Below are 25,202 nucleotides of genomic sequence, written 5' to 3'. Positions count from 1 at the left end.
CTGTCCGAGCAGGGCGTGGCGGTGACGGTGGCGGATGCGCGGTTCGCCAAGCCGCTGGACGAGGCGCTGATCCTGGATCTGGCGCGGGACCACGAAGTCCTGCTGACGATCGAGGAGGGCTCGCGGGGCGGGTTCGGCGCGATGGTGCTGCACCTGCTGTCGGAGACGGGGGCGCTGGACGCGGGCGGGGTCCGGGTGCGGACACTGACGCTGCCGGACACCTACCAGGACCACGACAGCCCCGAGAAGATGTACGCCGAGGCCGGCCTCGACGCCAAAGCCATCGTCAAGGCGGTCCTCGATGCCCTGCCCGAGCGGAAGGACGGCCGGTCGCGCCTGCGCCTCGCCTGAGCGGGAGGGCCCTTCGGCCCCTTCGATGACCGGGCGGGACGCCTGTCGGGAAGGCCCGCCCAGGGATCTTGCTCCCTCGGCGCCGCCAATCCCGGCGGCGCCAGATCCCCGGAGTGACGATCCTCGTCCCCTGGATCGCCGTCTTCCGCGATGACGGGCGCGCCAGCCGATCGGTAAGTGTCGCGGCCCCGGCCGTCTTGCCGGCGCGCGCGATCCTCCGCATATCGCCGACACGGGGTGAGGGCGCGCCGCGCCTTCCGAACCCTGCCGGTAAGCCTGTCGCATCGCGCCGACACGGGGACGAACGAGCGGATGACCTCCGAAAAGCTGCGCCTCGGCGTCAACATCGATCACGTCGCGACCGTCCGCAACGCCCGCGGCGGCGATTACCCGGACCCGGTGCGGGCGGCGCTGCTCGCCGTCGAGGCGGGCGCCGACGGCATCACCGCGCATCTGCGCGAGGACCGGCGCCATATCCGCGACACCGATATCGCCGCGCTGAAGCGCGGATTGTCCGTGCCGCTCAATTTCGAGATGGCGGCCACCGACGAGATGGTGGCGATCGCGCTGGCCACGCGGCCCCATGCCGCCTGCCTCGTCCCGGAGAAGCGCGAGGAGCGCACCACCGAGGGCGGGCTCGACATCGTCGGCGGCCGGGAGCACCTCGCGCCGCGCATCCGGACCCTCGCGGAAGCCGGTATCCGCGTCTCGCTGTTCGTCGAGCCGGAGCCCGCGGTGATGGACGCCGCCCATGCCCTGGGGGCGCCGGTGGTCGAGTTGCACACCGGCAGCTACTGCGAGGCCGCCCTTGAGGACGATGACGGCCGCACGGCCCACGAACTCGCCCGCCTCCGGCGCGCAGCCGAGCACGGGGCCGGCCTCGGCTTGGAGATCCATGCGGGTCACGGGCTGACCCTCGGCAGCGTCGGGCCGGTGGCGGCGCTGCCGCAGATCCGGGAGCTCAATATCGGCCATTCGCTGATCGCCGACGCGATCTTCGTGGGGCTCGACCAAGCGGTGCGCGACATGCGGGCCGCCATGGATCGGGCCCGGCTCGCATGATCGTCGGGATTGGGTCGGATCTCTGCGACATCCGTCGGATCGCCCGGACCCTGGAGCGGCACGGCGCGCGCTTCACCCACCGGGTCTTCACCGAGGGCGAGCGGGCCCGCTGCGACCGGCGGGCCGCCCGTGCCGAGGGCTACGCCCGGCGCTTCGCCGCCAAGGAGGCCTGCGCCAAGGCGCTGGGGACGGGTTTCAGCGCCGGCGTGTTCTGGCGCGACATGGAGGTGGTGAACCTGCCCTCCGGACAGCCGACCCTCCGGCTGGCGGGCGGTGCGGCCGCGCGGCTCGCGGACCTTCTGCCGGCCGGACACGCGGCGCGCCTGCATGTGAGCCTCACGGACGATCCACCGATGGCACAAGCCTTCGTGATCATTGAAGCCCTGCCGGTCTCTGTCGCCGGTTGAGGCGGCCATCGCGGATTAGCCGGCCCCGGTCGCGCGTTGCGGGGGGCTCGCGCATGGTCTAGACCGCCGCTCACAGCGGACACGATTGCGGCGCATTCCTCGGGCCAACCGCACATCAGCAAGCCGCGCGCGGCGGGGCTGCGCCCCGCTGGCGGCAGGTGACGAACCTCAACCAAAGACGGAACGCGCGCGTGGATTACGACGGCAAGCCGCTCAGGAAACCCGCCGAGACCGGCACCTGGGCCAGCATCCGCGAGACGCTGAAGGTCGGCATCCAGGCGCTGCTGATCGCCCTGGTGGTGCGGACGCTGCTGTTCCAGCCGTTCAACATCCCCTCAGGGTCGCTGGTGCCGACCCTGCTGATCGGCGATTACCTGTTCGTATCGAAATATTCCTACGGCTACTCCAAGTACTCGCTGCCGCTGTCGGAATACATTCCGATTCAGGCCGAGGGCCGGATCTGGGGCGCCGATCCGAAGCGCGGCGACATCGCGGTGTTCAAGCTGCCCAAGGACAATTCGACCGACTACATCAAGCGCGTGATCGGCCTGCCGGGCGACAAGATCCAGATGATCGACGGCGTGCTCAACATCAACGGCAAGGCGGTCAAGCGCGAGCGGATCGCCGATTACGAGACGACCGATCCCTACGGGCAGCCCACCAAGGTGCCGCAATATATGGAGACCCTGCCCAATGGCGTGGCCCACCGGGTGATCGAGCGCGACGGCGACAATGGTTTCTGGGACAAGACCGAGCTGTACACGGTCCCGCCCGGTCACTTTTTCATGATGGGCGACAACCGCGACAACTCCACCGATTCGCGCGACCTCGCCAATGTCGGCTACGTGCCCTTCGCCAATCTGGTCGGGCGCGCCGAGATGATCTTCTTCTCGATCGACGAGGGGACCCCGGCGTGGCAGGTCTGGAACTGGCCGGCCCACGTGCGCTGGTCGCGCCTGTTCACGACGATCCATTGACCGGTCCGGACTTGGACGACGCCGCGCAGCCCCGGGCCAACGCCCGATCCCGTCGGGCCCACAAGCCGCGGCCGCCCCTGAGCGCGCTCGAGGAGCGGATCGGGCACAGCTTCGCCGATCAGGACCTGCTCACCCGTGCCCTGACCCATACCAGCAAATCCAGCGGTCGGGGCGGCAGCTACCAGCGCCTGGAATTCCTCGGCGACCGGGTGCTCGGGCTCGCGGTCGCCGATCGCCTTTACGGCGCCTTTCCGGAGGCCGACGAGGGCGATCTCTCCCGGCGGCTCGCCGCTCTGGTCCGGCGTGAGACCTGCGCGGTTGTGGCCGCGTCCTGGGAGGTCGGACCGCACCTGATCCTCGGCCAGGGCGAGGTGATGGGTGGCGGCCGGCGCAATCAGACGATCCTCGCCGACGTCTGCGAGGCGATCCTGGGGGCGATCTACCTCGACGCCGGCTTCGACGCCGCCCGGGCGGTGGTCGAGGCGCATTTCCGCCCGGGCGAGCCGACGGCTGCGGCACGGGGCCGTGACGCCAAATCGGCCTTGCAAGAATGGGCCATGGGCCGCAGCCTGCCGATCCCCACCTATGCGGTGGTCGAACGCACGGGTCCCGACCACGCGCCCCGGTTCCGCATCGCCGTCCAGGTCGAGGGCCTCGAGCCCGGCCTCGGCGACGGCACCTCGAAGCGGATCGCCGAGCAGGCCGCCGCCCGGGCGCTGATGGAGCGAGAGGGAATCGGAGCCTCCGCGGATGCGGGGCCGACGGAGACAGCATGAACACGCACGAACCGGACGATCACGACGCGCAGGACGGCCCCGGCGCCATGCCGGGCCAGGAGCCCGCGCGCGATCCGTCCATGCTCCCGGGCACGCCCGCCGACGCCCGGGCCGGATTCGTCGCGCTGATCGGCGTGCCGAATGCCGGCAAGTCGACCCTGCTCAACAACCTCGTCGGTACCAAGGTCTCGATCGTCTCCCGGAAGGTGCAGACGACCCGGGCGCTGGTGCGGGGCATCCTCATCGAGGGCTCGGCCCAGGTCGTGCTCGTCGACACCCCCGGCATCTTCGCGCCCAAGCGCCGCCTCGACCGGGCGATGGTGCATTCGGCCTGGAGCGGCGCCGCCGATGCCGACGCGGTCTGCCTGCTGGTCGATGCGCGCAAGGGCGTCGATGCGGAGGTGGAGGCCGTGCTCGGGCGGCTCGGCGAGGTGAAGCGCGAGAAGCTGCTGATCCTCAACAAGATCGACCTGATCCCGCGCGAGCGCCTGCTCGACCTCGCCGCCAAGCTCAACGCCGCGGCGCCCTTCGCCGAGACCTTCATGATCTCGGCGCTGAACGGCGACGGCGTGGACGATCTGCGCCGCGCCCTCGCGGCCCGGATGCCGCCGGGCCCCTGGCTCTATCCGGAGGATCAGGTCTCGGACGCGCCGCTGCGCATGCTCGCCGCCGAGATCACCCGCGAGAAGATCTACGACCGGCTTCACGAGGAACTGCCCTATCGCTCGACGGTGGAAACCGACCAGTGGCAGATCCGGCCCGACGGGTCGGTTCGGATCGAGCAGACGATCTTCGTCGAGCGGGAGAGCCAGCGCTCCATCGTGCTCGGCAAGGGCGGCCAGACCATCCGGTCGATCGGGCAGGCGGCCCGCGTCGAGATCGCCGAGGCGGCCGACGCCAAGGTCCACCTGTTCCTGCACGTGAAGGTGCGGGAGAACTGGGCCGACGATCCGGCCCGCTACCGCGAGATGGGCCTCGAATTCCCGCGCGGCTGACGACGGGGCCGCGCCCGGGAGGCTGGGCTTCCCGGCCGGTTCCGGTATAAACGCGGTGTTCCCCCGGATGAACCGAGTCGGGCGCGGGCTTGCCCCGCTCCGCCGCGGATTCGCGTTCCGGCGTTGGCTCTCCAGATCCCGAACCGTTCATGCGCCATGCCGTCTACGGCCTGCCGCCGGCCGACCTCGCTGAGGTTCCCGGCGACGCCGTCCAGCTTTCCCCCATGATCCCCGGCGCCGCACGGCTGGAGGATCTGTCCGAGAACAGCCTCGACGCGGCCACGGTGCTCGCGCCGCCCGGAACGGTCGAGCGGCGCTACGTGCTGGCCCAGGTGCTGCGCGCCCTCGGGCCGGGCGGGCGCATGGTCGCCCTGGCCCCGAAAGACCGGGGCGGCACCCGTCTCGCCAAGGAACTCACGACCTTCGGCTGCGCCGCCGCAGACCAGCCGCGCCGGCATCACCGGATCTGCACGGCGGAGCGCCCGACAGAGCCGGCTGGCCTCGCCGAGGCGATCGACGAGGGCGGTCCGCGCCATGTCGACAACCTCGCCCTGTGCACGCAGCCCGGAATCTTCTCGTGGGACCGGCTGGATGCCGGCACGGCGCTGCTCCTGGCGAATCTGCCGGCCTTCAAGGGCCGCGGCGCCGATTTCGGCTGCGGCCTCGGGATCCTGTCCCGAGCGGTGCTGGGCTCGGACGCGGTCACCGCCCTGACGCTGGTGGAGATCGACCGCCGGGCCGTCGAGATGGCCCGGCGCAACGTCGCCGACCCGCGGGCCACGATCCACTGGGCGGATGTCCGGACGCCCGGCGTGGTACCGGACCAGCTCGACTTCATCGTCACCAATCCGCCGTTTCACGAGGCCGGAACCGAGGACCCGTCCCTCGGCCGCGCATTCATCGCCCGGGCATCCGAGGTTCTGCGGCCGGGCGGCACGCTCTGGCTCGTGGCCAACGCGCATCTGCCTTACGAGGCGCCCCTGCGCGCGGCGTTCCGGAGCGTCTCCGTTGCCGTGCAGGCGAACGGCTTCCGCGTCTACGAGGCGCGCCGGTGAGCGCAGCCAAGTCCGTCCGGCTCGACAAGCTCCTCGCCAATCTCGGCTACGGCTCGCGCCGCGAGATCCAGACCCTCGCCCGCGCCGGCGCGATCCGCCTCGATGGCGCGGATCTGGTCGATGCCGGCGACCGGATCGCCCTCGACCCGGATCTGCCGGACCGGCTGACGATCGACGGCGCGCCCGTCGATCCGCTGCCCGGCCTGTGTCTGATGCTGCACAAGCCGCTCGGCGTGACCTGCTCGCACAAGGAGGCCGGTCCGCTGGTCTACGGGCTTCTGCCGGAGCGCTGGCGCCGCCGTGACCCGCCGCTCTCGACCGTCGGGCGGCTCGACAAGGAGACCTCGGGTCTCCTGCTGCTGACCGACGATGGCGCTCTGCTGCACCGGATCATCAGCCCGAAGGCGCAGGTGGCCAAGCGCTACCGTGTCACCCTCGACCGGCCGCTGAGCGGCGGGGAGGCGGCGGTCTTCGCCGCCGGCACGCTGATGCTCGAGGGTGAGGACCGCCCGCTGCTGCCGGTGCACCTCGACGTCGCCGATGCCACGCATTGCGCGGTGACGCTGACGGAGGGCCGCTACCATCAGGTCCGCCGGATGTTCGCCGCCATCGGCTACCACGTCACGGCCCTGCACCGGGATCGGGTCGGCGGCCTTGACCTGCCGGCGGATCTGGCGGCGGGGGATTACCGGGTGATGACCGCCGGGGACGTGGCGGCGGTGTTTGCGGCTGCGTGAGCCGTCCCGTGTTCGAGGGCGACCAGCGCGGCGACCGGGCAAGATTGACGCAAGACTGACGATTGCGCCGACGACGGCGGGGGCCTGGATGCCGATCGCGCGGGCCCCGTTCCGCGCCTTGCCTTCGCACCCGGCCTCTGCTAAGCGCCGGCCCATCCCACACGCGGAGCCGGCCTCATGCCTGAATGAGGCGTTTCCGGTGGTCGTCCGAGATCTCGGCCGGCCGCATCCCTCCGCGGCGGATATAACCGGAGAGTACACAGACATGGCCGTCGATTTCTCTATGCGTCAGCTCCTCGAGGCGGGGGCGCATTTCGGTCACCAGGCGCACCGCTGGAACCCGAAGATGCAGCCCTACATCTTCGGAACGCGCAACAACATCCACATCATCGATCTGGCCCAGACCGTGCCGGCGATGCACCAGGCGCTGCAGGCGGTGAGCGACACCGTCGCCAAGGGCGGCCGCGTGCTGTTCGTCGGCACCAAGCGTCAGGCGGCCGACACGATCGCCGAGGCGGCCAAGCGCTCGGCCCAGTACTATGTCAACTCCCGCTGGCTGGGCGGCATGCTCACCAACTGGAAGACGATCTCGGGTTCGATCTCGCGCCTGCGCAAGGTCACCGAGACGCTGGAGACCGGCGGCCCGGGCCTGACCAAGAAGGAGCGCCTGATGCTCTCCCGCGAGAAGGAGAAGCTCGAGAAGGCGCTCGGCGGCATCAAGGACATGGGCGGCGTCCCCGACCTGCTGTTCGTGATCGACACCAACAAGGAGCAGCTGGCGATCAAGGAGGCGAACCGCCTCGGCATCCCGGTGGCCGCCATCGTCGACACGAACTGCAACCCGGACGGCATCAGCTACATCGTCCCGGCCAACGACGATGCGGGCCGCGCCATCGCGCTCTACTGCGACCTGATCGCCAAGGCCGCCATCGACGGCATCTCGCGCGCCCAGGGCTCGTCGGGCATGGATCTCGGCGCCTCCGAGGAGCCGATGGCCGAGGAGCTGCCGGCCAACGACGACGCGGCCGTCACGGTCGAGTCCGACGCCCTCGATCCGGCCGACGTGGCGATGCTCGCCGAGTCGACCGAGCATTTCGAGCTGCTCGCCGCCCCGCGCGGCGCGCCGGACGACCTGACCAAGCTCAACGGCGCCGGCCCGCAGATCGTCCAGAAGCTGAACGACGCCGGCATCTACCACTACTGGCAGCTCGCCGCGATGACCCCCGAGGACGTTGCCAAGGTCGACGCCGACCTGAAGCTCAACGGCCGCATCGACCGCGATTCGTGGGTCTCGCAGGCCCGTGGCTTCGTCGAGGCCGCCGCCGCAGCCTGATCCATCGGGACTCCGCGGCGGCACCGTCATCGGGCCGTCGCGGTTCCAGGCATACCGGGCCCGGCCGCTCACCCGCGCGCCGGGCCTCTCGCATCCAGACCACACGAAAGGGACCGCCATGGCCAACATCACCGCCGCGATGGTGAAGGAGCTCCGGGAGAAGACCGGCGCCGGCATGATGGACTGCAAGGGCGCGCTCAACGAGACGCAGGGCGACATCGAGGCCGCCGTCGACTGGCTGCGCAAGAAGGGTCTCGCCAAGGCCGCCAAGAAGGCCGGCCGCGTCGCCGCCGAGGGCCTCGTGGCCGTCGAGTCCGCCGGCCACCACGCCGCCGTGGTCGAGGTGAACTCCGAGACCGACTTCGTCGCCCGCAACGACGCCTTCCAGGCCTTCGTCCGCGAGGCCGCCAAGATCGCGCTCAACACCGACGGCACGCTGGAGGGTCTGCAGGCCGCTCACTTCCCGGGCGCCACCGAGACCGTCTCCGAGAAGCTGCAGAACCTGATCGCCACGATCGGCGAGAACATGAACCTGCGGCGCGTGGCCAAGCTCGAGGTCAAGAAGGGCGTGATCGCCTCCTACGTGCACAACCAGATCTCCGAGGGACTCGGCAAGATCGGCGTGCTCGTGGCTCTCGAGTCCGAGGGCGACGTCGAGGCGCTCTCGGCCCTCGGTCGCCAGATCGCCATGCATGTCGCGGCGACCAACCCGGTGGCGCTCGACGCCTCGGGCGTCGACACCGCCACGGTGGAGCGCGAGTCGAACATCCTGCGCGAGAAGAACGCCGGCAAGCCGGACCACGTGCTCGCCAAGATCATCGAGAGCGGCCTGAAGAGCTACTACAAGGAGGTCACCCTCCTGGAGCAGCCCTTCGTGCACGACGGCTCGAAGACGGTGAGCCAGGTCCTCAAGGAGGCCGGCTCGAAGGTCGGTGGTCCGGTCACCCTGACGGGCTTCGTGCGCTACGCCCTCGGCGAGGGCATCGAGAAGGAGGAGGGGCCGGACTTCGCCACCGAGGTCGCCCAGCAGGCCGGCCGCGCCTGATCATCGTCCGCGATCGCCCGGCGCGCCGGGCCGCAGAGAGACGAGCCCCGTCCGGCGCGAGCCGGGCGGGGCTTCGCATTTTCGGGCGCGCCAAAGCGTTCCACGCCGGACCGTGTTGCGGCGCACACGCCGTTTCGCGGCGCTGCGCTATGTCGTGCCCATGCCTTTGAAACCCTTCTCCTACCTGATGATCGGCGTGTTCGCCTCAGGTCTCGTTATGACCGTTCTCGGCGCCGTCGGCGTCCTGACCGGCAGCTGAAAACCGGGCGCCGGCCTGATCCACGATCAGGCCGGCGCCTCGCTCGTTGACGGATGGTCCTCCCGGGATTGGGCCATCTCTCCCGTATGATTCGACCGATGTGCCCCGCCGGATCGGCCCGAACCCCTCGACGGAACTCCCGCGCCTGACGTAGAAGCCTCCCGGTTTGCGCGACGCGGGATGGAGCCGGGAAACCCGATGCCGGATACGACGCCGTTTCGCCGGATATTGCTGAAGCTATCGGGCGAGGCTCTCGCAGCCCCTGACGGGTACTGGTTGCATCCGCCGACCCTGGCGGGGCTCGCCGAGGACATCGCCCGTACCATTGAGGCCGGCGCCGAGATCGCCATCGTGGTCGGCGGCGGCAACATGATCCGCGGAGCGCGGATCTCGGCGGCCGGCTGGATCGACCGGGCCACCGGGGATTCGCTGGGGATGATGGCCACCGTCATGAATTCCCTGGCTATCGAGACCGCCCTGAACGCCGCGGGCGTCCAGGCCCGCACCATGTCGGCGGTGTCGATGCCGACCATCTGCGAGACCTACGCCCGCCAGCCGGCCTTGCACCACCTCGACAAGGGGCAGGTGGTCGTCCTCGCGGGCGGCACCGGGAACCCGTTCTTCACCACCGACACCGCCGCCGTCCTGCGCGCCGCCGAATTGCGCTGCGACGCGGTTCTGAAGGCGACGCAGGTCGACGGCGTTTACACGGCCGATCCCAAGAAGGATCCGAGCGCGACCCGCTACGACCGCATCACCCATGACGAGGCCATCGCCCGCGATCTCAAGGTGATGGACACGGCGGCCTTCGCGCTGGCCCGGGAGAGCCGGCTGTCGATCCTCGTCGGATCGCTCCATCCGCCGAGCTCGATTGCCGGCATCCTGTCGGGCGAGGCCCCCTCGACCCTCGTGGCGCCCTGACGACGCGGCGGTGATGCCGCCGCGACCGTTTGCGGCCCTGAAAAAATTCGTCCATTGAGGCCGCGATTGCCCGCGCCGGGCTCAAGATACCGTCAGACGTCTCGGGACGACCACCATGGCCACACCGGAATTCGATCTCAACGACCTCAAGCGCCGGATGCAGGGCGCCGTGTCCTCGCTCTCGAAGGATCTCGGCTCGCTGCGCACCGGGCGCGCTACGCCGTCGCTTCTGGATCCGATCCAGGTGGATGCCTACGGATCGATGATGCCGATGGCGCAGGTCGCCACCGTCAGCGTGCCGGAGCCTCGGCTCCTGTCGATCTCGGTCTGGGACCGCAGCATGGTCACCGCCGTCGAGAAGGCGATCCGCGAATCCGATCTCGGACTCAACCCGCAGACCGAGGGGCAGACTATCCGGCTCCGCATCCCCGAGATGAACGAGCAGCGCCGCAAGGAGATGGTCAAGGTCGCCCACAAGTACACCGAGGAGGCCCGCGTCGCCGTGCGCCACGTCCGCCGGGACGGCCTCGACCATCTGAAGAAGCTCTTGAAGGACAGCGCCATCTCGGAGGACGACGAGAAGCGCCAGGCCGCCGACGTGCAGAAGGCGACCGACCAGTTCATCGCCGAGATCGACGGCGTGCTGGCCTCCAAGGAGAAGGAGATCATGCAGGTCTGAGGCGAAGGGACGGGACGCGCGTGACCGCCGCCGCCGCACCGGCCGCGCGTCCCTCGGGACGGCGCGAGCTGTGGCTGCGCGTCGCCTCGGGCCTCGTGCTCGGGGCCGGCGTGCTGGCCGCACTCGTCTATGGGGGCTGGCCCTTCGCGGGGATCTGGCTCGCCGCCGGCATCATCGGATTCGGCGAGTGGATGGTGATGAGCCGCACCGAGCCCCGCGAGGTTCTGATCGCATTGGGCGCTGCGACGCTGGGCGCCCTGCTGCTCTGCCAGCGCGGCGGTGCCCCGACACCGGCCTGCATCGCTGTCCTTGTACTCGGCGCCGCGGCTTGCGCCACGGTGGCGCGGACGCCTGGGGGCCGGTTCCGCGCGTTCGCCGGTGTGCTCGGCGCGGCGGCGATCGCGGCGGTGCCCGTGGCCCTGCGCGACGATCCCGCCATCGGTCTCGTCGGTCCGGCCTGGATGTTTGCGGTGGTCTGGTCCACCGACATTGCTGCCTATTTTGCCGGCCGGAAGATCGGCGGCCCGAAGCTGATGCCCCGGGTCTCGCCCAACAAGACGTGGTCGGGGGCCCTCGGCGGCCTAGTCGGCGCGGTCGCGGCCGGGACGCTGGTCCCGGTGGTCGCCGACCTTGCCGGGATGCCTCTGCCCAGCGCCGCCTCCCTGCCGGTTGTGGCAGGCGTCAGCGCGCTCGCCTCCGTCCTGAGTCAGGCGGGGGACCTGATCGAATCCGGTCTCAAGCGCCATTACGGCGTGAAGGATTCCGGAAAGATCATCCCGGGCCATGGTGGCGTCATGGACCGGCTCGACGGATTCTTCGCGGTCGCCGTGCTGGCGGCCCTCTATCTCGCCCTGCGCGGGGGCGGTCTGATCGCGTGACGATGAGGGAGTTGAACCCGTGACCCAGGTCGTCACCGTCTTCGGCGCCACCGGCTCGATCGGCCGTTCCACCGCCGACCTCCTCGCCCAGCATGCCGACCGGTTCCGGGCCGGCGCCCTGGTGGGGGGCAAGGATCCCGTCGCCCTGGCCAAGGTCGCGCGGGAGCTGAATGCGTCCTTCGCGGCACTGGCCGATGAATCCGCCGGCCCGGCCCTCGCCGAGGCCCTGTCGGGCTCCGGCATCCCGAGCGGGGCGGGGGAGGCCGCCGTCATGGAGGCGGCCGCCCGCGACGCCGACATCGTCGTGGCGGCGGTGAGCGGGGCGGCGGGGCTGAAATCGACCCACGCCGCCCTTCGGCTGGGCCGCAAGGTCGCGCTCGCCAACAAGGAAAGCCTCGTCTGCGCCGGCGACGCCTTCATGCGCGACGCTGCCCGCTACGGCGCCACGATCCTGCCGATGGATTCCGAGCACGACGCCCTGAGCCAGGCGCTGGCCGGCCGGCCGCTCGCCGACGTCCGCACCATGATGATCACGGCCTCGGGCGGCCCGTTCCGGACCTGGACCCGCGAGCGCATCGCCGCCGCCTCCGCGGCCGAGGCGGCCGCTCATCCGACCTGGTCGATGGGCATGAAGATCAACATCGATTCGGCGAGCCTGATGAACAAGGGCCTCGAACTGATCGAGGCGCACCATCTGTTCGGGATCGAGCCCGAGCGCCTGGACGTCGTGGTGCATCCGCAATCGGTGATCCACGGCCTGGTCTACTGGCTCGACGGGGCGGTGACCGCCGAGCTGGCGCTGCCCGACATGCGCGTGCCGATCTCGCACTGCCTCGGGCTCGGGGACCGGCTCACCATCGAGCGCGGTCGGCCCCTCGACCTCGTGACGCTGGGTTCGCTCACCTTCGAGGCGGCGGACGAGGCGCGTTTCCCCTGCCTGCGGATCGCCCGGGCGGCGCTGGCCGCCGGCGGCGCGGCGCCGACCGTGATGAACGCGGCCAACGAGATCGCGGTGGCGGCCTTCATTGCCGGCCGGATCGGCTTCTACGGGATCAGCGATCTGGTCGAGCGCGCCTGCACGCACTTCGCCGGCTCATACCGCACCGCACCGGCCGACGTGGACGAGGCGCTCGCCATCGACGCCCACGTCCGGATCTGGAGCGCCGAGGCCCTGCCGGAGCTGCGCGCCGCCGGCTGAACCCCCGCCTCAGCGCGCCTGGCCGTAGCCGGCCAGGAACACCCGCACCGCCTCGTCGATCTGATGGCGCATCTCGGCCTCGCCGGCGATGCCGCCTGCCGCGAACAGCAGGCGCGTCAGCAGACCGGCCTGGCAGAGGTGCAGGAAGTGTCGGGCCGCGAGTTCGGTGTCGGCGATGGTCAGGCGTCCCGCCTGGACCTGCGCGTCGAGATAGCGGGAGAGGCGGTCGACGCCGCAGGCCGGACCGGCTTGATAGTAGACCTGCCCGAAGCGGGGAAACTTCTCGCTCGCACCGATCACCATGCGGACCAGCGAGACATGTTCCGGCCGACACATCTCGGTCAGGAAGCTTACCCCCAGCCGCGTGAGCACGCCCGGCACGTCGGGATCATCCGCATCGAGTGTGAACAGGGCTTCGGCGAGGCTGGCCTTCTCCTGCGTCGTCAGCGCCTCGAACAGCGCCTCCTTGCTCTCGAAATAGACGTAGAGCGTGCCCTTCGAGACGCCGGCCGCGCGGGCGATCTCGCCCATGCTGGCACCGTCGAATCCCGCCGACAGGAAAACAATCCGCGCACCCTCGAGGATCTGCTGCCGCTTGTCGCCCTCGTGCTGGGCCTGACCCCGCTCCAGAACCGCACCCTGAGCCATCATCCCGCTCCGCGCCCGTGGCGCCGCCACGCTTGACCGAACCGTTCGGTCAACATAATCTGCGGCTTCTGCGGAGGCACGTCAAGCCGTGCCTTGTTATTGACCGAACCGTTCGGTCATTGAGGTCGAGGCGCTGATATGTCCCTTCGCGAGGACGCGGATCGGCTCAATTCCGGTCTCGAGGCCGGAATCGAGGCCAGAGACGAGGAGCGCGCGGAGCATCCTGCGCAGGCCTCAGTCACGGCACCTCTGCCGAAGCCCGTGCCGGACGAGGCGGTCCCGGCGCGCAAGCGCCCCGTCAAACGGCTCCTCCTGCTCGGCCTCCTGACGGCCGCCCTGGGCGGCGGCGCCTATGAAGGGTGGCAGTGGTGGACCGTCGGGCGGTTCTTCGTCTCGACCGACGATGCCTACGTCCAGGCCGACATCTCCGTCCTCGCGGCCAAGATCCCGGGCTACCTCCAGTCGGTCCCGGTGGTGAACGGCCTCGCGGTGAAGAAGGGCGACGTCATCGCCCAGCTCGACGACGGCGACTATCGCCTCGCGCTCCAGGCCGCGCAGGACAAGCTCGCCACGCAGGAGAGCACCATCGCGCGGATCGCCCGGCAAGCCGAGGCGGCCCAGGCGCAGGTCGCCCAGGCCGCCGCGCAGCTCGACGCGAGCCGCGCCGACGCCGTTCGCGCCCAGGCCGATTTCACCCGGTCGATGCAGATGCAGGCGGATTACGTCGCCAAGTCGCGCATCGACCAGACCCGCGCCGACCGCGACCGCACCGAGGCCTCCGTCAAGGCCATGGAGGCCGGCCTCGTCGCGGCCCGCGCCAATGTCGACGTCCTCCACGCGCAGAAGCGCGAGGCGGAGAGCCTCGCGGCTGAACTCCGCACCGCCGTCGACCGGGCCCGCCGCGACCTCGACTTCACGGTGATCCGCGCGCCCTTCGACGGGGTCGTCGGCAACAAGGCCGTCGAGGCCGGCGCCTATGTCGGGCCCGGCACGCGGATCGCCGCGCTCGTCCCGCTCCAGAGCGTCCGGATCGACGCAAACTTCAAGGAGACCCAGGTCGAGCGCATGCGTCCCGGCCAGCCCGTGACCGTCACGGTCGACGCCTATCCGGACCGCGAGATCCACGCCGTGGTGGAATCGTTCTCGCCGGCCTCCGGCTCGGTGTTCAGCCTGCTGCCGCCCGACAACGCCACGGGCAACTTCACCAAGATCGTTCAGCGCCTGCCTGTCCGGGTGCGCGTGCCCGAGGAGGTCGCCCGCGAGGGCCTGCTGCGGCCGGGCCTGTCGGCGGTGGTGCGGGTCGATACCCGCACCGGCGCGGACCGCTCCGTCCTCGACCGCGCCTCCGCGCCGCGGCCGGTCAACACCGCGAGCCGCTGAGACCCGCGATGGCCGCCAGTGCCGCCACCTCCGCGGGCGATGCCGCCGCCCCGACGCGCGGTGCGACGGCCCGCGCCGCCGAGCCGCCCCTCGACCGCCGCCGCATGGTGGCGTTCGTCTGCATGGTCTTCGGGATGTTCATGGCGATCCTGGACATCCAGATCGTCTCGGCCTCCCTGAACGAGATCCAGGCCGGCCTCTCGGCCTCCGGCGACGAGATCCCCTGGGTCCAGACCAGCTACCTGATCGCCGAGGTCATCTCGATCCCGCTCTCCGGCACCCTGTCGCGGGTGCTCTCGACGCGCTGGATGTTCGCCATCTCGGCGGGCGGCTTCACCCTGATGAGCCTGATGTGCGCCACCTCCTCGTCGATCGGCGAGATGATCGTCTGGCGGGCGCTCCAGGGCTTCATCGGCGGCGGCATGATCCCCACCGTGTTCGCGGCGGCCTTCACGATCTTCCCGCCCTCGAAGCGGACCATCGTGTCGCCGATGATCGGGCTCGTGGCGACGCTGGCGCCGACGATCGGCCCGACGGTGGGCGGCTATCTCACCGATCTCATGTCGTGGCACTGGCTGTTCCTGATCAACGTCGTGCCGGGCATCTTCGTGACCGTCTCGACCTGGATCCTGGTCGATTTCGACGAGCCCAATTACGGCCTGATCAAATCGTTCGACTGGGCCGGTCTCGCCTTCATGGCCGGCTTCCTCGGCTGCCTGGAATACGTGCTGGAGGAGGGACCGAACCACGATTGGCTGCAGGACGAGGCGGTGTTCGCCTGCGCGGTCATCTGCGGGACGTCGGCGCTGCTGTTCTTCTGGCGGGTCTTCACGGCGAAGCAGCCGATCGTCGATCTGAGGGCCTTCTCGGACCGGAACTTCGCCAGCGGGTGCGTGGCGAGCTTCGTCCTGGGCATCGGGCTCTACGGGCTGACCTACATCTATCCGGTCTATCTGGCCCGGGTGCGCGGCTACTCGGCGCTGATGATCGGCGAGACGATGTTCGTCTCAGGCCTGTGCATGTTCGCCACCGCCCCCATCGCCGGCCGGCTTTCGGGCAAGGTCGATCCCCGCATCATGATGGGCATCGGCTTCGTCGGCTTCGCCTGCGGCACGTGGATCGTCACCGGCCTCACCAAGGACTGGGACTTCTACGAGCTGCTCCTGCCCCAGATCCTGCGCGGCTGCTCGCTGATGCTGTGCATGATCCCGATCAACAACATCGCGCTCGGAACGCTGCCGCCGGCGCGGATGAAGAACGCGTCGGGGCTGTTCAACCTGACCCGTAACCTCGGTGGCGCGGTCGGCCTCGCGCTGATCAACACGATCCTCAACGACCGGTGGGACCTCCATCTCGCGCGGCTGCACGAGCGCTTCACCTGGGCGAACACGGCCGCCCTGGAGCGCCTCGACACGATGCAGCGCGGCTTCGAGGCCTATGGAAGTGCCGCGTCGGGCATGGCGCTGAAGGCGATGACCAACACCGTGCGGATCCAGGGCCTGGTCATGGCCTTCGAGGATGTATTCCTGGCGCTGACGGTCCTGTTCCTGGCGATGGCCTGCGCCGTTCCCATGATCCGGCGGCCCCAGGCCGGTGCGGGCGGCGGGGCCGGCCACTGACGGGCTGCCCCGATCCCGGGCGGTCGGCGGGTGCGGAATCGGACCGCGCGTGCGACGTTCCGCAGCCGCCCCGCAGGATTGCGTTGGCGGTCGGACCCGCCGATCTGCTAGACAGGGCGGATGGCCGGCCCGAGAAGCCGGCGCCGAGACGGCCAGGATACGGCGTATGGACTTCCTCAACGCGATGGGCGGAACCGCCGGCGGCTTCTTCGGCGCAGTGATTCCGTTCCTATTCGTGCTCACCGTCGTGGTGTTCGTGCACGAGATGGGCCACTTCCTGGTCGGGCGCTGGTGCGGGGTCGGGGTTCACGCCTTCTCGCTCGGCTTCGGCCCCGAGCTGTTCGGCTTCAACGACCGCCGCGGCACCCGCTGGAAGCTCTGCGCCATCCCCCTCGGCGGCTACGTGAAGTTCCACGGCGACGTGAACGGCGCCAGCATGCCCGATCCCGAGGCCGTCGCCCGGATGAGCCCGCAGGAGCGGGCGATCAGCTTCCCGACCCAGCCCGTGTCCAAGCGCGCGGCGATCGTCGCCGCCGGCCCTGTGGCGAACTTCATCCTGGCGATCCTGCTCTTCGCCGGCGCGATCTGGCTGGGCGGCCGCTACGAGCTGCCCGCCCGGGTCTCGTCGGTGGAGCCGAACAGCGTCGCCGCCCAGGCCGGCTTCCAGCCCGGCGACGTGATCACCGCCATCGACGGCGAGAAGATCGGTGACTTCAACGCCATGTACCGCACGGTGACCGGCAGCGCCGGGACGCCGCTGACCTTCACGGTGGAGCGCAACGACCAGCCCATCACGATCCAGGCGACGCCCGCCACCTTCGAGGAGAAGACGCCGTTCGGCCGCCACCGGATCGGCCGGCTCGGCATCCGGTCGCCCGCGGGCTCGGAGGCCCGCCTCGTGACTTACGGGGCGCTCGATTCGCTCAATCTCGGCGTGAAGGAGACCTACTTCGTCGTCGAGCGCACCTTCTCGTATCTCGGCAAGCTCGTCACCGGCCGGGAATCCGCCGACCAGCTCTCGGGTCCGATCGGCATCGCCCGCGTCTCCGGCGAGGTCGCCAAGACCGGCGGCGTCGGCGGTCTGGTCGGGCTCATCGCGCTGCTCTCCGTCTCGATCGGCCTGCTCAACCTGTTCCCCGTGCCGTTGCTCGATGGCGGACACCTGCTGTTCTACGCCTTCGAGGTGGTGCGCGGCCGTCCGCTCAGCGAGCGGGCCCAGGAGATCGGATTCCGTATCGGTCTCGCCCTGGTGCTGATGCTGATGCTGTTCGCCGCCTGGAACGACATCCTCAATCTCGGCGCCTCCTGGCGGAACACCTGATTGGGGGCCGGCGGGATCCTGTGATTCCGCCGGATCTCCACCGGAAAGGCTGCCCCAATCCCGCCGCGGTCTCGCCCGGACGCCGCCCGGATGGCACCGCTCCGACGGGGTGAAACCGGGTTAAGATCGTGTTCACGGGATCGCGATCGGGTCTGAAAACCTCCGACAGTCCAGACATTTACGTGGCGTTCACCACGATCTTCGGTTTGTCTTCATGCTGACCGCACCGTTAAGTGGCGCGAAGGCCACGACCCCCCAAAATCCCCTGACGATGGCCTCCCGCGCGTTTGCTTGGCTGGGGAATCCCGGTAAGAGCTACGCTTGGACCGAAGCCACGCTTGGACCAGGTGACGGGACGGCCGATCAACGGTCGCCTGTGACGGGCTAACCCCCGCGACCAGAACAGAAACGGGCGATTGCATGATGTCGTTGACGGGGAAGCCCCGACGTAAGTCGGTGCGGAAAACCATCGTCCTAGTCACTGCGGGTCTTGGCGTTGTCCTGAGCGGGGCCGCCCAGGCGCAGCAGATCGTCGTCCAGGGCAACCAGCGCGTCGATGCCGACACGATCCGGTCCTACGTGACCGGGACGGCGTCCGGCTCCGCCGAGGAGGCCCGCCGCAACCTGCTCGCGAGCGGGATGTTCTCCGACGTGAAGGTCGCCCAGTCGGGTGGCCGCACGGTGGTGACGGTCCGCGAGAACAACCTGATCAACCGCGTTGTCTTCGAGGGCAACAAGAAGGTCGAGAAGGCGACCCTTGAGGGGATCGTCGAGGCCAAGGCCCGCGGCCCGTACAGCGAGGCGATCATCAACGCCGACCTCGCCCGCATCCGCGACGTCTACAAGCGCTTCGGGCGCGGCACCGCCAAGGTGACCTACCGGACGGTCGACCTGCCCAACGGCCGCGTCGACGTGATCTACCAGATCGACGAGGGCGATAAGACCGGCATCCTCTCGATCAACTTCGTCGGCAACAACGCCTACTCGGAGCGGACGCTGAAGGGGCTGATGAGCTCCTCGGAGATGAACTTCCTGTCGTTCATCAAGACCTCCGACGTCTACGATCCCGACCGCATCACCAACGACCTCGACCAAGTCCGCCGCTACTACCTGAAGAACGGCTACGCCGACTTCCAGGTGGTCAGCGCCGACGCGCGCTACGTCGAGGGCGACAAGTCCGGCTACGTCATCACCATCACGGTGAACGAGGGCGAGCAGTACAAGGTCGGCGCGGTCCAGGTGGATTCGCGCCTGCCGGGCCTCGACACCACGAAGCTCGACACCGACATCGCCACCTCCGTGGGCGACATCTACAACGCCGACGACGTCGAGAAGACGCTCAACAACGTCACCCGCGAGGTCAACCGCGCCGGCTACCCCTTCGCGCAGGTCCGCCCGACCGGGCAGCGCGATCCGGCCAGCCATCAGGTCTCCCTGGGCTTCGTGGTCGAGGACGGCCCGCACGTCTACGTCGAGCGCATCAACATCCGCGGCAACACCCGGACCCGCGACTACGTCATCCGTCGCGAGCTCGATATCGCCGAGGGCGACGCCTACAACCGCGTGCTGACCGACCGCGCCGAGCGGCGCCTGAACGGTCTCGGCTTCTTCAAGAAGGTCCGCTTCTCCAACGAGCCGGGCTCGGCCCCGGACCGCGTGGTCATCAACATCGACGTTGAGGATCAGCCCACGGGTTCGTTCTCGGTGGCGGGCGGCTACTCCACCCAGGACGGCATCATCGGCGAGGTCTCGGTCTCCGAGTCGAACTTCCTCGGCCGCGGCCAGTACGTCCGCTTGGCCGGTACGGGTGGCCAGTACTCGCGCGGCGTCGACTTCTCGTTTACCGAGCCGTACTTCCTCGGCTACCGGCTGGCAGCGGGCTTCGACGCCTTCTACAAGTACTCCGACCTGACCCGGTACTCGCGCTACGAGACCACGGTGTATGGCGGCCAGCTCCGCCTCGGCCTGCCGATCACCGAGGAGTTCGGCATCACGCTGCGCTACTCGCTGTACAATACCGAGCTGAAGGTCCCGAACACCCTCAAGCGGCCGTACAACGACTGCTCGATCCCGATCCCGGGCTACACCGCCACCTACGCGGCGGGCACGATCGACCCGAATACGGGCCGGAACATCGGCGGCCAGGCGATCTACCCGAACTGCGCGTATGACGGCGAAGCCTCGATCGCCATCAAGGGTTCGCAGGGCAACACGCTGACCTCGCTGGCCGGCCTGACGCTCGCCTACTCGACCCTCGACGTGATTGGCGCGCCCCGCAACGGCCTCTACGCCGAGCTGAAGCCCGACGTCGCCGGCCTGGGTGGCGACTCCAAGTTCTTCCGCGTGACGGCCGATGCGCGGTACTACAAGGAGATCTTCGAGGACGTCGTCGGCTTCATCCGCTTCCAGGGCGGCCACATCTCGTCGCTCAACAACGACCCGCTGCGGGTGACCGACCAGTTCTTCCTCGGCCCGTCGCTGGTCCGCGGCTTCGCACCGAACGGCATCGGTCCGCGCGACGTCGGCATCGCCGATGCCCGCTCGAACGCGATCGGCGGTTCGACCTACGTCGGCGGTACCCTCGAAGTTCAATTCCCGCTGCCCCTCATTCCGCGGGATCTGGGCCTGAAGGGCGCGCTCTTCGCCGATGCCGGCACGCTGTTCGGCTATCACGGCCAGCGGAACTTCAACGTGAACGGCGACGCCTTCATCAACGGCATCTCGCCGACGACCGGGAAGTGCAACTTCAACGCCTTCACGATCGGCGTGGAGCCGGAATGCGTGAACGTTCGCGACACGGCGGCGATCCGTTCCTCGATCGGCGCGTCCATCCTGTGGAACTCGCCGCTCGGCCCGATCCGGTTCGACTACGCCTACGCTCTGTCGAAGGATGAGGGTCAGAAGGTGTTCGTCCCGATCCTCGGCAAGTTCGGCCATATCGGCGCGGATCAGGTCCAGGCGTTCCGCTTCTCCGGCGGCTCGCGCTTCTGATAAAAATTGCGCGCGCCGGCCGGATTGTCCCGGCCGGCGCGTTATTGAGCATGTCAGATCCCATCTTCTTCACCGCCGCCGCCGATGGCCTCACCCTGGCCGAGATCGCGGCAGCCGCCGGCGCCAGCCTCCCCGACGGAGCGGATCCGGAACGCCGGTTCAGCGGCGCGGCCTCCCTGGAGAGTGCCGGTCCGGAGCACCTCGCCTACATGGACAATGCCCGCTACGGCGACGCGCTCGCCGCGACGCGGGCGGGGGTGTGTCTGGTCTCCCCCCGGTTCGCGGCACGTTGTCCCGCGACCACCGTCGCCCTCATCAGCCGCGATCCCTACCGCGCCTATGCGGCCCTGCTCGGCCGTCTGCATCCCGATGCCCTGCGTCCCGGCTCCCAGTTCGCCGTCCGCGGCGTCGCGTCCGGCGCCCATGTCCATCCGGAAGCCCGGCTCGAGGACGGCGTCACGGTCGATCCCGGCGCGGTCGTCGGGCCGGGTGCCGAGATCGGCGCAGGAACGGTGATCGGGCCGAATGCCGTGATCGGTCCCGGCGTCCGCATCGGGCGGGACTGTGCGATCGGCGCCGGCACCACGCTCAGCCACGCCCTGCTCGGGAACCGGGTGATCATCCACCCGGGTGCGCGCCTCGGCCAGGACGGATTCGGCTTCGCCATGGGCGCCAGCCACCTCAAGGTTCCGCAAGTCGGGCGGGTGATCGTTCAGGACGATGTCGAGATCGGCGCCAACACCACGATCGACCGGGGCGCCTCGCGCGACACGGTGATCGGGGAGGGGACCAAGATCGATAATCTCGTGCAGATTGCCCACAACGTCGTGATCGGGCGGCACTGCGTCATCGTGTCGGGCGTCGGCATCTCGGGCTCGACCACCCTGGAGGATTACGTCGTCCTCGGCGGGCAGGTCGGCGTCGTCGGCCACCTGCGCATCGGCCGCGGTGCGCAGATCGCCGGCTCGTCCAACGTCAACCGCGACGTGCCGCCGGGCAGCCGCTGGGGCGGAACGCCCGCCAAGCCGGTCCGGGCCTGGTTCCGGGAGTTGACGACGCTGGCCCGCCTCGCCGAGCGCGGCGGCAAGGACCTGAGCGGCGAGGACACCTGACCGGGAAGGCCTTGCGCTTCCGGCGATTTCTTCCGAAGAGGGCGTTCGGCCCGCCAAGAGCGGCCGGATTGCAAGCCGCCCCGGGCGGCAAGTCGAGGTGCGGATTTCGATGAGTGAGGCGGCGCGCGAGACCGGCACCGAGCTGGGCATAGCCGATATCCAGACGTTGCTGGAATTGCTGCCACACCGTTACCCGTTCCTGATGGTGGATCGCATCGTCGAGATCGACCGGGACGAGTCCTGTGTCGGGATCAAGAACGTCACGGCGAACGAGCCGCAGTTCATGGGACACTTCCCGGACATGCCGGTCTTCCCGGGCGTGCTCCTGATCGAGGGCATGGCGCAGACGGCAGGCGCGATCTGCTGCCGCCACATCCGGGCGGACGGACGGAACACCAAGCAGGTGTTCTTCATGACCATCGACAAGTGCAAGTTCCGCAAGCCCGTCACCCCCGGCGACCAGGTGCGCTTCCACATGACGAAGCTGAATCAGCGCCGGACCATGTGGTGGTTCCGCGGCGAGGCCCGGGTCGACGGCAACCTCGTCGCCGAGGCCGAGATCAGCGCCATGCTGGTGACGGAGTGACCGCGCCGTTCATCCATGCGAGCGCCGTGATCGAGTCCGGCGCCCGGATCGGCGACGGGGCCCGGATCGGCCCCTTCTGCCATGTCGGCCCCGAGGTCGTGCTCGGGCCGGATTGCGAACTCATCAGTCACGTCGTCCTGGCGGGCCGCACCACGATCGGCCCCCGCACCCGGATCTTCCCCTTCGCGTCGATCGGCCACCAGCCGCAGGACCTGAAGTACCGGGGCGAGGCCTCGACCCTGACGATCGGCGCCGATTGCCTGATCCGCGAGGGCGTGACGATGAACCCGGGCACCAGCGGCGGCGGCCTGGAGACCGTGGTCGGCGATCACTGCACCTTCCTGGCGAATTCGCATGTCGGCCACGACTGCCGGGTGGGCGCGCATGTGATCTTCTCCAACAACGTGATGCTGGCGGGCCATTGCAGCGTCGGCGACTACGCGATCCTGGGTGGCGGCGCCGCCGTGATCCAGTTCGCGCGCGTCGGTGCGCACGCCTTCGTGGGCGGCCTGTCGGGCCTGGAGAACGACTGCATCCCGTACGGTATGGTGCTCGGCAACCGGGCCTACCTGTCGGGACTCAACATCATCGGGCTGCAGCGCCGCGGCTTCGCCCGCGACGACATCCACGCCCTGCGGCGCGCCTACCGCCTGCTCTTCGCGCCCGAGGGCACGCTGATGGAGCGGGTGGAGGACGTGGCCGCGACCTTCGAATCCCACGCGGCGGTCCGCGAGATCCTCGACTTCATCCGCCTCGGCGGCAAGCGCTCGATCTGCACGCCGCGCGAGATCCCGACGCCCATCAGCGCCGCCTGAGCGGCCGGGCCGTGACCGAGGCCGATCCGCACCCCGAGGGGGCCCTGGTCCTGATCGCCGGGGCCGGCCGGCTGCCGGAACTCGTCGCCGAGTCGCTGCGCCGGGCGCGCCGCCCCTTCCGCGTGATCGCCCTGCGCGGTTTCACGGGGGCGACCCTGCGGGCCAGTGCCGACGCCACGGTCGACCTGCTCGACCTCGCCGCCACCCTGAAGCTTCTGCGGCGCTGGGGGCCGACGGTCGTGGTACCGGCCGGCGGCGTCTCACGGCCGAGCCCGGCCGCGATCCTCAATGCCGGAGCCGCCCTGCGCAACCGGGAGGCCCTGCGGGCGATCGCCGGCGGGGGCGACGACCGCCTCCTGCGCGCCGCCGTCACGCTGGTGGAAGAGGACGGCCACAGGGTCGTGGGCGTCCACGAGGCCGCGCCGGACCTGCTCTGCCCGGAGGGCCCCATCGGGCGCCGGATTCCGGATGCCGAGGCGGCCGCCTCGATCCGCGCCGGGCGCGGGGTCCTCGACGCCCTCTCGCCCTACGATCTGGGACAGGCTGTGGCCCTGGCCGGCGACCGGATCCTGGCCGTGGAGGGGCCGGAGGGCACCGATCGCATGCTGGCCCGGGCGCGGGCCCTGGGGCGCCGTCCGTTCGGGTTCGGGCGGGCGATGCCCGCCACCGTGCTGGTGAAGGCCCCCAAGGTCGGCCAGGACCGCCGCATCGATCTCCCGGCCATCGGACCGCGCACCGTGCGCAACGCGGCCCAGGCAGGCTGCGTCGGCCTGGCGCTGGAGGCCGGCGGGACCCTGGTCATCGACCGGGTGGCCACGGCCGCGGAAGCCGACCGCCTCGGTCTCTTCGTCGTCGGCTACGGAGGGACGCCGTGACCGGCCGGCCCCGGACCATCTGGCTCGTGGCCGGCGAGGATTCCGGCGATCAGCTCGGCGCCAAGCTGATGCGGGCCCTGCGCGAGGCGGCGCCCGACGTGGTCTTCGGCGGCGTCGGCGGCGAGGCCATGGCGGAGGCGGGGTTCGCATCCCTGTTCCCCCTCGATGACGTGGCGGTGATGGGCTATCTGCCGGTCCTCGCCCGGGCCCGGACCCTGCTCCGGCGCATCCGCGAAACCGTCTCGGCGGCGGTCGACGCCCGGCCGGACGTGCTGGTGATCATCGACAGTCCGGGTTTCACCCACGCGGTGGCGCGGCGGGTGCGCAAGGTGGCCCCCGGCATCCCGATCATCGATTACGTGTCGCCGAGCGTCTGGGCGTGGCGGCCCTGGCGGGCGAAGGGGATGCGACCGTTCATCGACCACGTCCTGGCCCTGCTGCCCTTCGAGCCGGACGCGCATCTGCGGCTCTGCGGGCCGCCCTGCACCTATGTCGGACACCCGCTGATCGAGCGCCTTCCGGAACTGCGGCCCACCGCATCCGAGCAGCGGCGGCGCGAGTCCGTTCCCTACAGCCTCGTGCTGCTGCCGGGGTCCCGCCGGTCCGAGATCGAGCGGCTGATGCCGGTCTTCGGTGCGGCGCTGGCGCGGGTGGCGGAAGGCCTCGCGGTCGAGGCGGTGCTGCCCGCCGTGACGCGTCACAGGGCGCTGATCGAGCGGCTTTCCGCGGAGTGGACGGTGCCCGTCCGCATCGTCACCGGCGAGGCGCCGAAATACGCCGCCTTCCGGGAGGCCCGGGCGGCGCTCGCCGCCTCCGGCACGGTCACGCTGGAACTCGCCCTCGCGGGCGTCCCGATGGTCGTCGCCTACAAGGTCTCGCGGGCGGAGGAATTCATCGCCCGCCGGCTGATCCAGGTCCCGAGCATCGTGCTGCCGAACCTGATCCTGGCCGAGAACGCCATGCCGGAATTCGTCCAGGCCGACTGCACGCCGGAGCGCCTGGCAGGCGCCGTGCGGTCGCTCCTGGCAGGCGGTGCGGGCCGCGACGCACAGCTCGCTGCCCTCGCCCGGATCGACGGGCTGATGCGGCTCGCCGCGAATGACACGCCGAGCCGGGCCGCCGCGCGCATCGTCCTGCGCGCCGCAGAGCGCCACGCGTCCGATCCGAGGGCGTGACGGGGCC

General features: G+C 70.0%; 25 protein-coding genes. 24 read left to right on the top strand and 1 reads right to left on the bottom strand.

Translation table 11 applies throughout. The features are described from left to right. From GGQ91_RS09090 to dxr, 15 genes are all read left to right on the top strand, one after another. Positions 1-351, top strand: a 351-nt coding sequence (locus GGQ91_RS09090) for a transketolase C-terminal domain-containing protein (RefSeq protein WP_281375034.1), incomplete at its 5' end; no start/stop codon positions are given. A gap of 312 nt (positions 352-663) precedes the next feature. After that, complete coding sequence (locus GGQ91_RS09085) at positions 664-1,413, top strand: pyridoxine 5'-phosphate synthase (RefSeq protein ID WP_043382776.1); 750 nt, start codon at positions 664-666, stop codon at positions 1,411-1,413. Then, positions 1,410-1,820 carry a holo-ACP synthase gene (acpS, locus tag GGQ91_RS09080; protein WP_043382779.1) on the top strand — a complete coding sequence of 137 codons (411 nt, stop codon included), beginning with the start codon at positions 1,410-1,412 and terminating at the stop codon, positions 1,818-1,820. The genes GGQ91_RS09085 and acpS overlap by 4 nt, the downstream gene beginning before the upstream one ends. Before the next feature lie 191 nt (positions 1,821-2,011). Further along, positions 2,012-2,797 (top strand): signal peptidase I, encoded by a 786-nt coding sequence (gene lepB / locus GGQ91_RS09075; RefSeq protein ID WP_091955302.1) that lies wholly within the window; start codon positions 2,012-2,014, stop codon positions 2,795-2,797. Then, a complete protein-coding gene (gene rnc, locus GGQ91_RS09070) occupies positions 2,794-3,573 on the top strand; it encodes a ribonuclease III (protein ID WP_081948668.1) in 780 nt (259 codons plus the stop codon). Before lepB ends, rnc begins: the two co-directional genes overlap by 4 nt. After that, the gene (era, locus tag GGQ91_RS09065) at positions 3,570-4,568 is read left to right on the top strand and encodes a GTPase Era (RefSeq protein ID WP_043351189.1); all 999 of its coding nucleotides are present in this window, start codon (positions 3,570-3,572) and stop codon (positions 4,566-4,568) included. The genes rnc and era overlap by 4 nt, the downstream gene beginning before the upstream one ends. A 149-nt stretch (positions 4,569-4,717) precedes the next feature. After that, entirely contained in the window at positions 4,718-5,623 is a 906-nt protein-coding gene (locus GGQ91_RS09060) for a class I SAM-dependent methyltransferase (RefSeq protein WP_043351191.1), read from the top strand. Beyond that, positions 5,620-6,360: a pseudouridine synthase gene (locus tag GGQ91_RS09055; protein WP_182591804.1), complete on the top strand. Its 741-nt coding sequence runs from the start codon at positions 5,620-5,622 to the stop codon at positions 6,358-6,360. The genes GGQ91_RS09060 and GGQ91_RS09055 overlap by 4 nt, the downstream gene beginning before the upstream one ends. A 265-nt stretch (positions 6,361-6,625) precedes the next feature. Then, positions 6,626-7,693: a 30S ribosomal protein S2 gene (locus GGQ91_RS09050; RefSeq protein ID WP_012320390.1), complete on the top strand. Its 1,068-nt coding sequence runs from the start codon at positions 6,626-6,628 to the stop codon at positions 7,691-7,693. A 118-nt stretch (positions 7,694-7,811) separates the two neighbouring features. Beyond that, positions 7,812-8,738: a translation elongation factor Ts gene (gene tsf / locus GGQ91_RS09045; RefSeq protein ID WP_043382788.1), complete on the top strand. Its 927-nt coding sequence runs from the start codon at positions 7,812-7,814 to the stop codon at positions 8,736-8,738. A 115-nt stretch (positions 8,739-8,853) separates the two neighbouring features. After that, positions 8,854-8,997: a hypothetical protein gene (locus tag GGQ91_RS09040; RefSeq protein ID WP_158498464.1), complete on the top strand. Its 144-nt coding sequence runs from the start codon at positions 8,854-8,856 to the stop codon at positions 8,995-8,997. Positions 8,998-9,195: 198 nt separating this feature from the next. Then, positions 9,196-9,918 (top strand): UMP kinase, encoded by a 723-nt coding sequence (gene pyrH / locus GGQ91_RS09035; RefSeq protein ID WP_043351203.1) that lies wholly within the window; start codon positions 9,196-9,198, stop codon positions 9,916-9,918. 115 nt (positions 9,919-10,033) lie between these two features. Further along, positions 10,034-10,597 (top strand): ribosome recycling factor, encoded by a 564-nt coding sequence (gene frr / locus GGQ91_RS09030; RefSeq protein WP_043351205.1) that lies wholly within the window; start codon positions 10,034-10,036, stop codon positions 10,595-10,597. A gap of 20 nt (positions 10,598-10,617) precedes the next feature. Continuing rightward, entirely contained in the window at positions 10,618-11,475 is an 858-nt protein-coding gene (locus tag GGQ91_RS09025; protein ID WP_043758800.1) for a phosphatidate cytidylyltransferase, read from the top strand. A gap of 19 nt (positions 11,476-11,494) precedes the next feature. Beyond that, positions 11,495-12,673, top strand: a complete 1,179-nt coding sequence (gene dxr / locus GGQ91_RS09020; protein WP_043351207.1) for a 1-deoxy-D-xylulose-5-phosphate reductoisomerase — start codon at positions 11,495-11,497, stop codon at positions 12,671-12,673. A gap of 9 nt (positions 12,674-12,682) precedes the next feature. Here dxr and GGQ91_RS09015 read toward each other — a convergent pair whose 3' ends face one another. Further along, entirely contained in the window at positions 12,683-13,321 is a 639-nt protein-coding gene (locus GGQ91_RS09015; RefSeq protein WP_179697041.1) for a TetR/AcrR family transcriptional regulator, read from the bottom strand. Between the two features lie 138 nt (positions 13,322-13,459). Here GGQ91_RS09015 and GGQ91_RS09010 point away from each other — a divergent pair, with 138 nt between their 5' ends. The 9 genes from GGQ91_RS09010 (at position 13,460) to lpxB (ending at position 25,195) form a co-directional block, all read left to right on the top strand. Next, the gene (locus tag GGQ91_RS09010; RefSeq protein ID WP_182591803.1) at positions 13,460-14,701 is read left to right on the top strand and encodes an HlyD family secretion protein; all 1,242 of its coding nucleotides are present in this window, start codon (positions 13,460-13,462) and stop codon (positions 14,699-14,701) included. Positions 14,702-14,709: 8 nt separating this feature from the next. Beyond that, positions 14,710-16,320, top strand: coding sequence for a DHA2 family efflux MFS transporter permease subunit (locus tag GGQ91_RS09005; RefSeq protein WP_182591802.1), 1,611 nt, complete (start codon positions 14,710-14,712; stop codon positions 16,318-16,320). Between the two features lie 166 nt (positions 16,321-16,486). Further along, entirely contained in the window at positions 16,487-17,641 is a 1,155-nt protein-coding gene (locus tag GGQ91_RS09000) for a M50 family metallopeptidase (protein ID WP_043351211.1), read from the top strand. Between the two features lie 420 nt (positions 17,642-18,061). Then, a complete protein-coding gene (bamA, locus tag GGQ91_RS08995) occupies positions 18,062-20,632 on the top strand; it encodes an outer membrane protein assembly factor BamA (RefSeq protein ID WP_043351213.1) in 2,571 nt (856 codons plus the stop codon). 50 nt (positions 20,633-20,682) lie between these two features. Beyond that, a complete protein-coding gene (gene lpxD, locus GGQ91_RS08990; protein WP_182591801.1) occupies positions 20,683-21,744 on the top strand; it encodes a UDP-3-O-(3-hydroxymyristoyl)glucosamine N-acyltransferase in 1,062 nt (353 codons plus the stop codon). A gap of 109 nt (positions 21,745-21,853) precedes the next feature. Next, positions 21,854-22,330 carry a 3-hydroxyacyl-ACP dehydratase FabZ gene (fabZ, locus tag GGQ91_RS08985; protein ID WP_043351216.1) on the top strand — a complete coding sequence of 159 codons (477 nt, stop codon included), beginning with the start codon at positions 21,854-21,856 and terminating at the stop codon, positions 22,328-22,330. After that, complete coding sequence (lpxA, locus tag GGQ91_RS08980; protein ID WP_043351218.1) at positions 22,327-23,145, top strand: acyl-ACP--UDP-N-acetylglucosamine O-acyltransferase; 819 nt, start codon at positions 22,327-22,329, stop codon at positions 23,143-23,145. Before fabZ ends, lpxA begins: the two co-directional genes overlap by 4 nt. 11 nt (positions 23,146-23,156) lie before the next feature. Next, positions 23,157-24,020 (top strand): UDP-2,3-diacylglucosamine diphosphatase LpxI domain-containing protein, encoded by an 864-nt coding sequence (locus tag GGQ91_RS08975; protein ID WP_043351220.1) that lies wholly within the window; start codon positions 23,157-23,159, stop codon positions 24,018-24,020. Beyond that, positions 24,017-25,195, top strand: coding sequence for a lipid-A-disaccharide synthase (gene lpxB / locus GGQ91_RS08970; protein WP_043351222.1), 1,179 nt, complete (start codon positions 24,017-24,019; stop codon positions 25,193-25,195). Before GGQ91_RS08975 ends, lpxB begins: the two co-directional genes overlap by 4 nt. The last annotated feature ends 7 nt before the right edge of the window (positions 25,196-25,202 follow it).

The organism is Methylobacterium fujisawaense, from assembly GCF_014138435.1.
Classification (GTDB): domain Bacteria; phylum Pseudomonadota; class Alphaproteobacteria; order Rhizobiales; family Beijerinckiaceae; genus Methylobacterium; species Methylobacterium fujisawaense.
This window is presented reverse-complemented; position numbering and strand designations above follow the sequence as displayed.

Bases quoted from the DNA above. Each gene is read 5' to 3' on its own strand.
- GGQ91_RS09085 (WP_043382776.1), top strand. From the start codon at position 664: ATGACCTCCGAAAAGCTGCGCCTCGGCGTCAACATCGATCACGTCGCG.
- acpS (WP_043382779.1), top strand. From the start codon at position 1,410: ATGATCGTCGGGATTGGGTCGGATCTCTGCGACATCCGTCGGATCGCC.
- era (WP_043351189.1), top strand. From the start codon at position 3,570: ATGAACACGCACGAACCGGACGATCACGACGCGCAGGACGGCCCCGGC.
- GGQ91_RS09060 (WP_043351191.1), top strand. From the start codon at position 4,718: ATGCGCCATGCCGTCTACGGCCTGCCGCCGGCCGACCTCGCTGAGGTT.
- GGQ91_RS09050 (WP_012320390.1), top strand. From the start codon at position 6,626: ATGGCCGTCGATTTCTCTATGCGTCAGCTCCTCGAGGCGGGGGCGCAT.
- tsf (WP_043382788.1), top strand. From the start codon at position 7,812: ATGGCCAACATCACCGCCGCGATGGTGAAGGAGCTCCGGGAGAAGACC.
- pyrH (WP_043351203.1), top strand. From the start codon at position 9,196: ATGCCGGATACGACGCCGTTTCGCCGGATATTGCTGAAGCTATCGGGC.
- frr (WP_043351205.1), top strand. From the start codon at position 10,034: ATGGCCACACCGGAATTCGATCTCAACGACCTCAAGCGCCGGATGCAG.
- GGQ91_RS09015 (WP_179697041.1), bottom strand. From the start codon at position 13,321: ATGGCTCAGGGTGCGGTTCTGGAGCGGGGTCAGGCCCAGCACGAGGGC.
- GGQ91_RS09010 (WP_182591803.1), top strand. From the start codon at position 13,460: ATGTCCCTTCGCGAGGACGCGGATCGGCTCAATTCCGGTCTCGAGGCC.
- GGQ91_RS09005 (WP_182591802.1), top strand. From the start codon at position 14,710: ATGGCCGCCAGTGCCGCCACCTCCGCGGGCGATGCCGCCGCCCCGACG.
- GGQ91_RS09000 (WP_043351211.1), top strand. From the start codon at position 16,487: ATGGACTTCCTCAACGCGATGGGCGGAACCGCCGGCGGCTTCTTCGGC.
- bamA (WP_043351213.1), top strand. From the start codon at position 18,062: ATGATGTCGTTGACGGGGAAGCCCCGACGTAAGTCGGTGCGGAAAACC.
- lpxD (WP_182591801.1), top strand. From the start codon at position 20,683: ATGTCAGATCCCATCTTCTTCACCGCCGCCGCCGATGGCCTCACCCTG.
- fabZ (WP_043351216.1), top strand. From the start codon at position 21,854: ATGAGTGAGGCGGCGCGCGAGACCGGCACCGAGCTGGGCATAGCCGAT.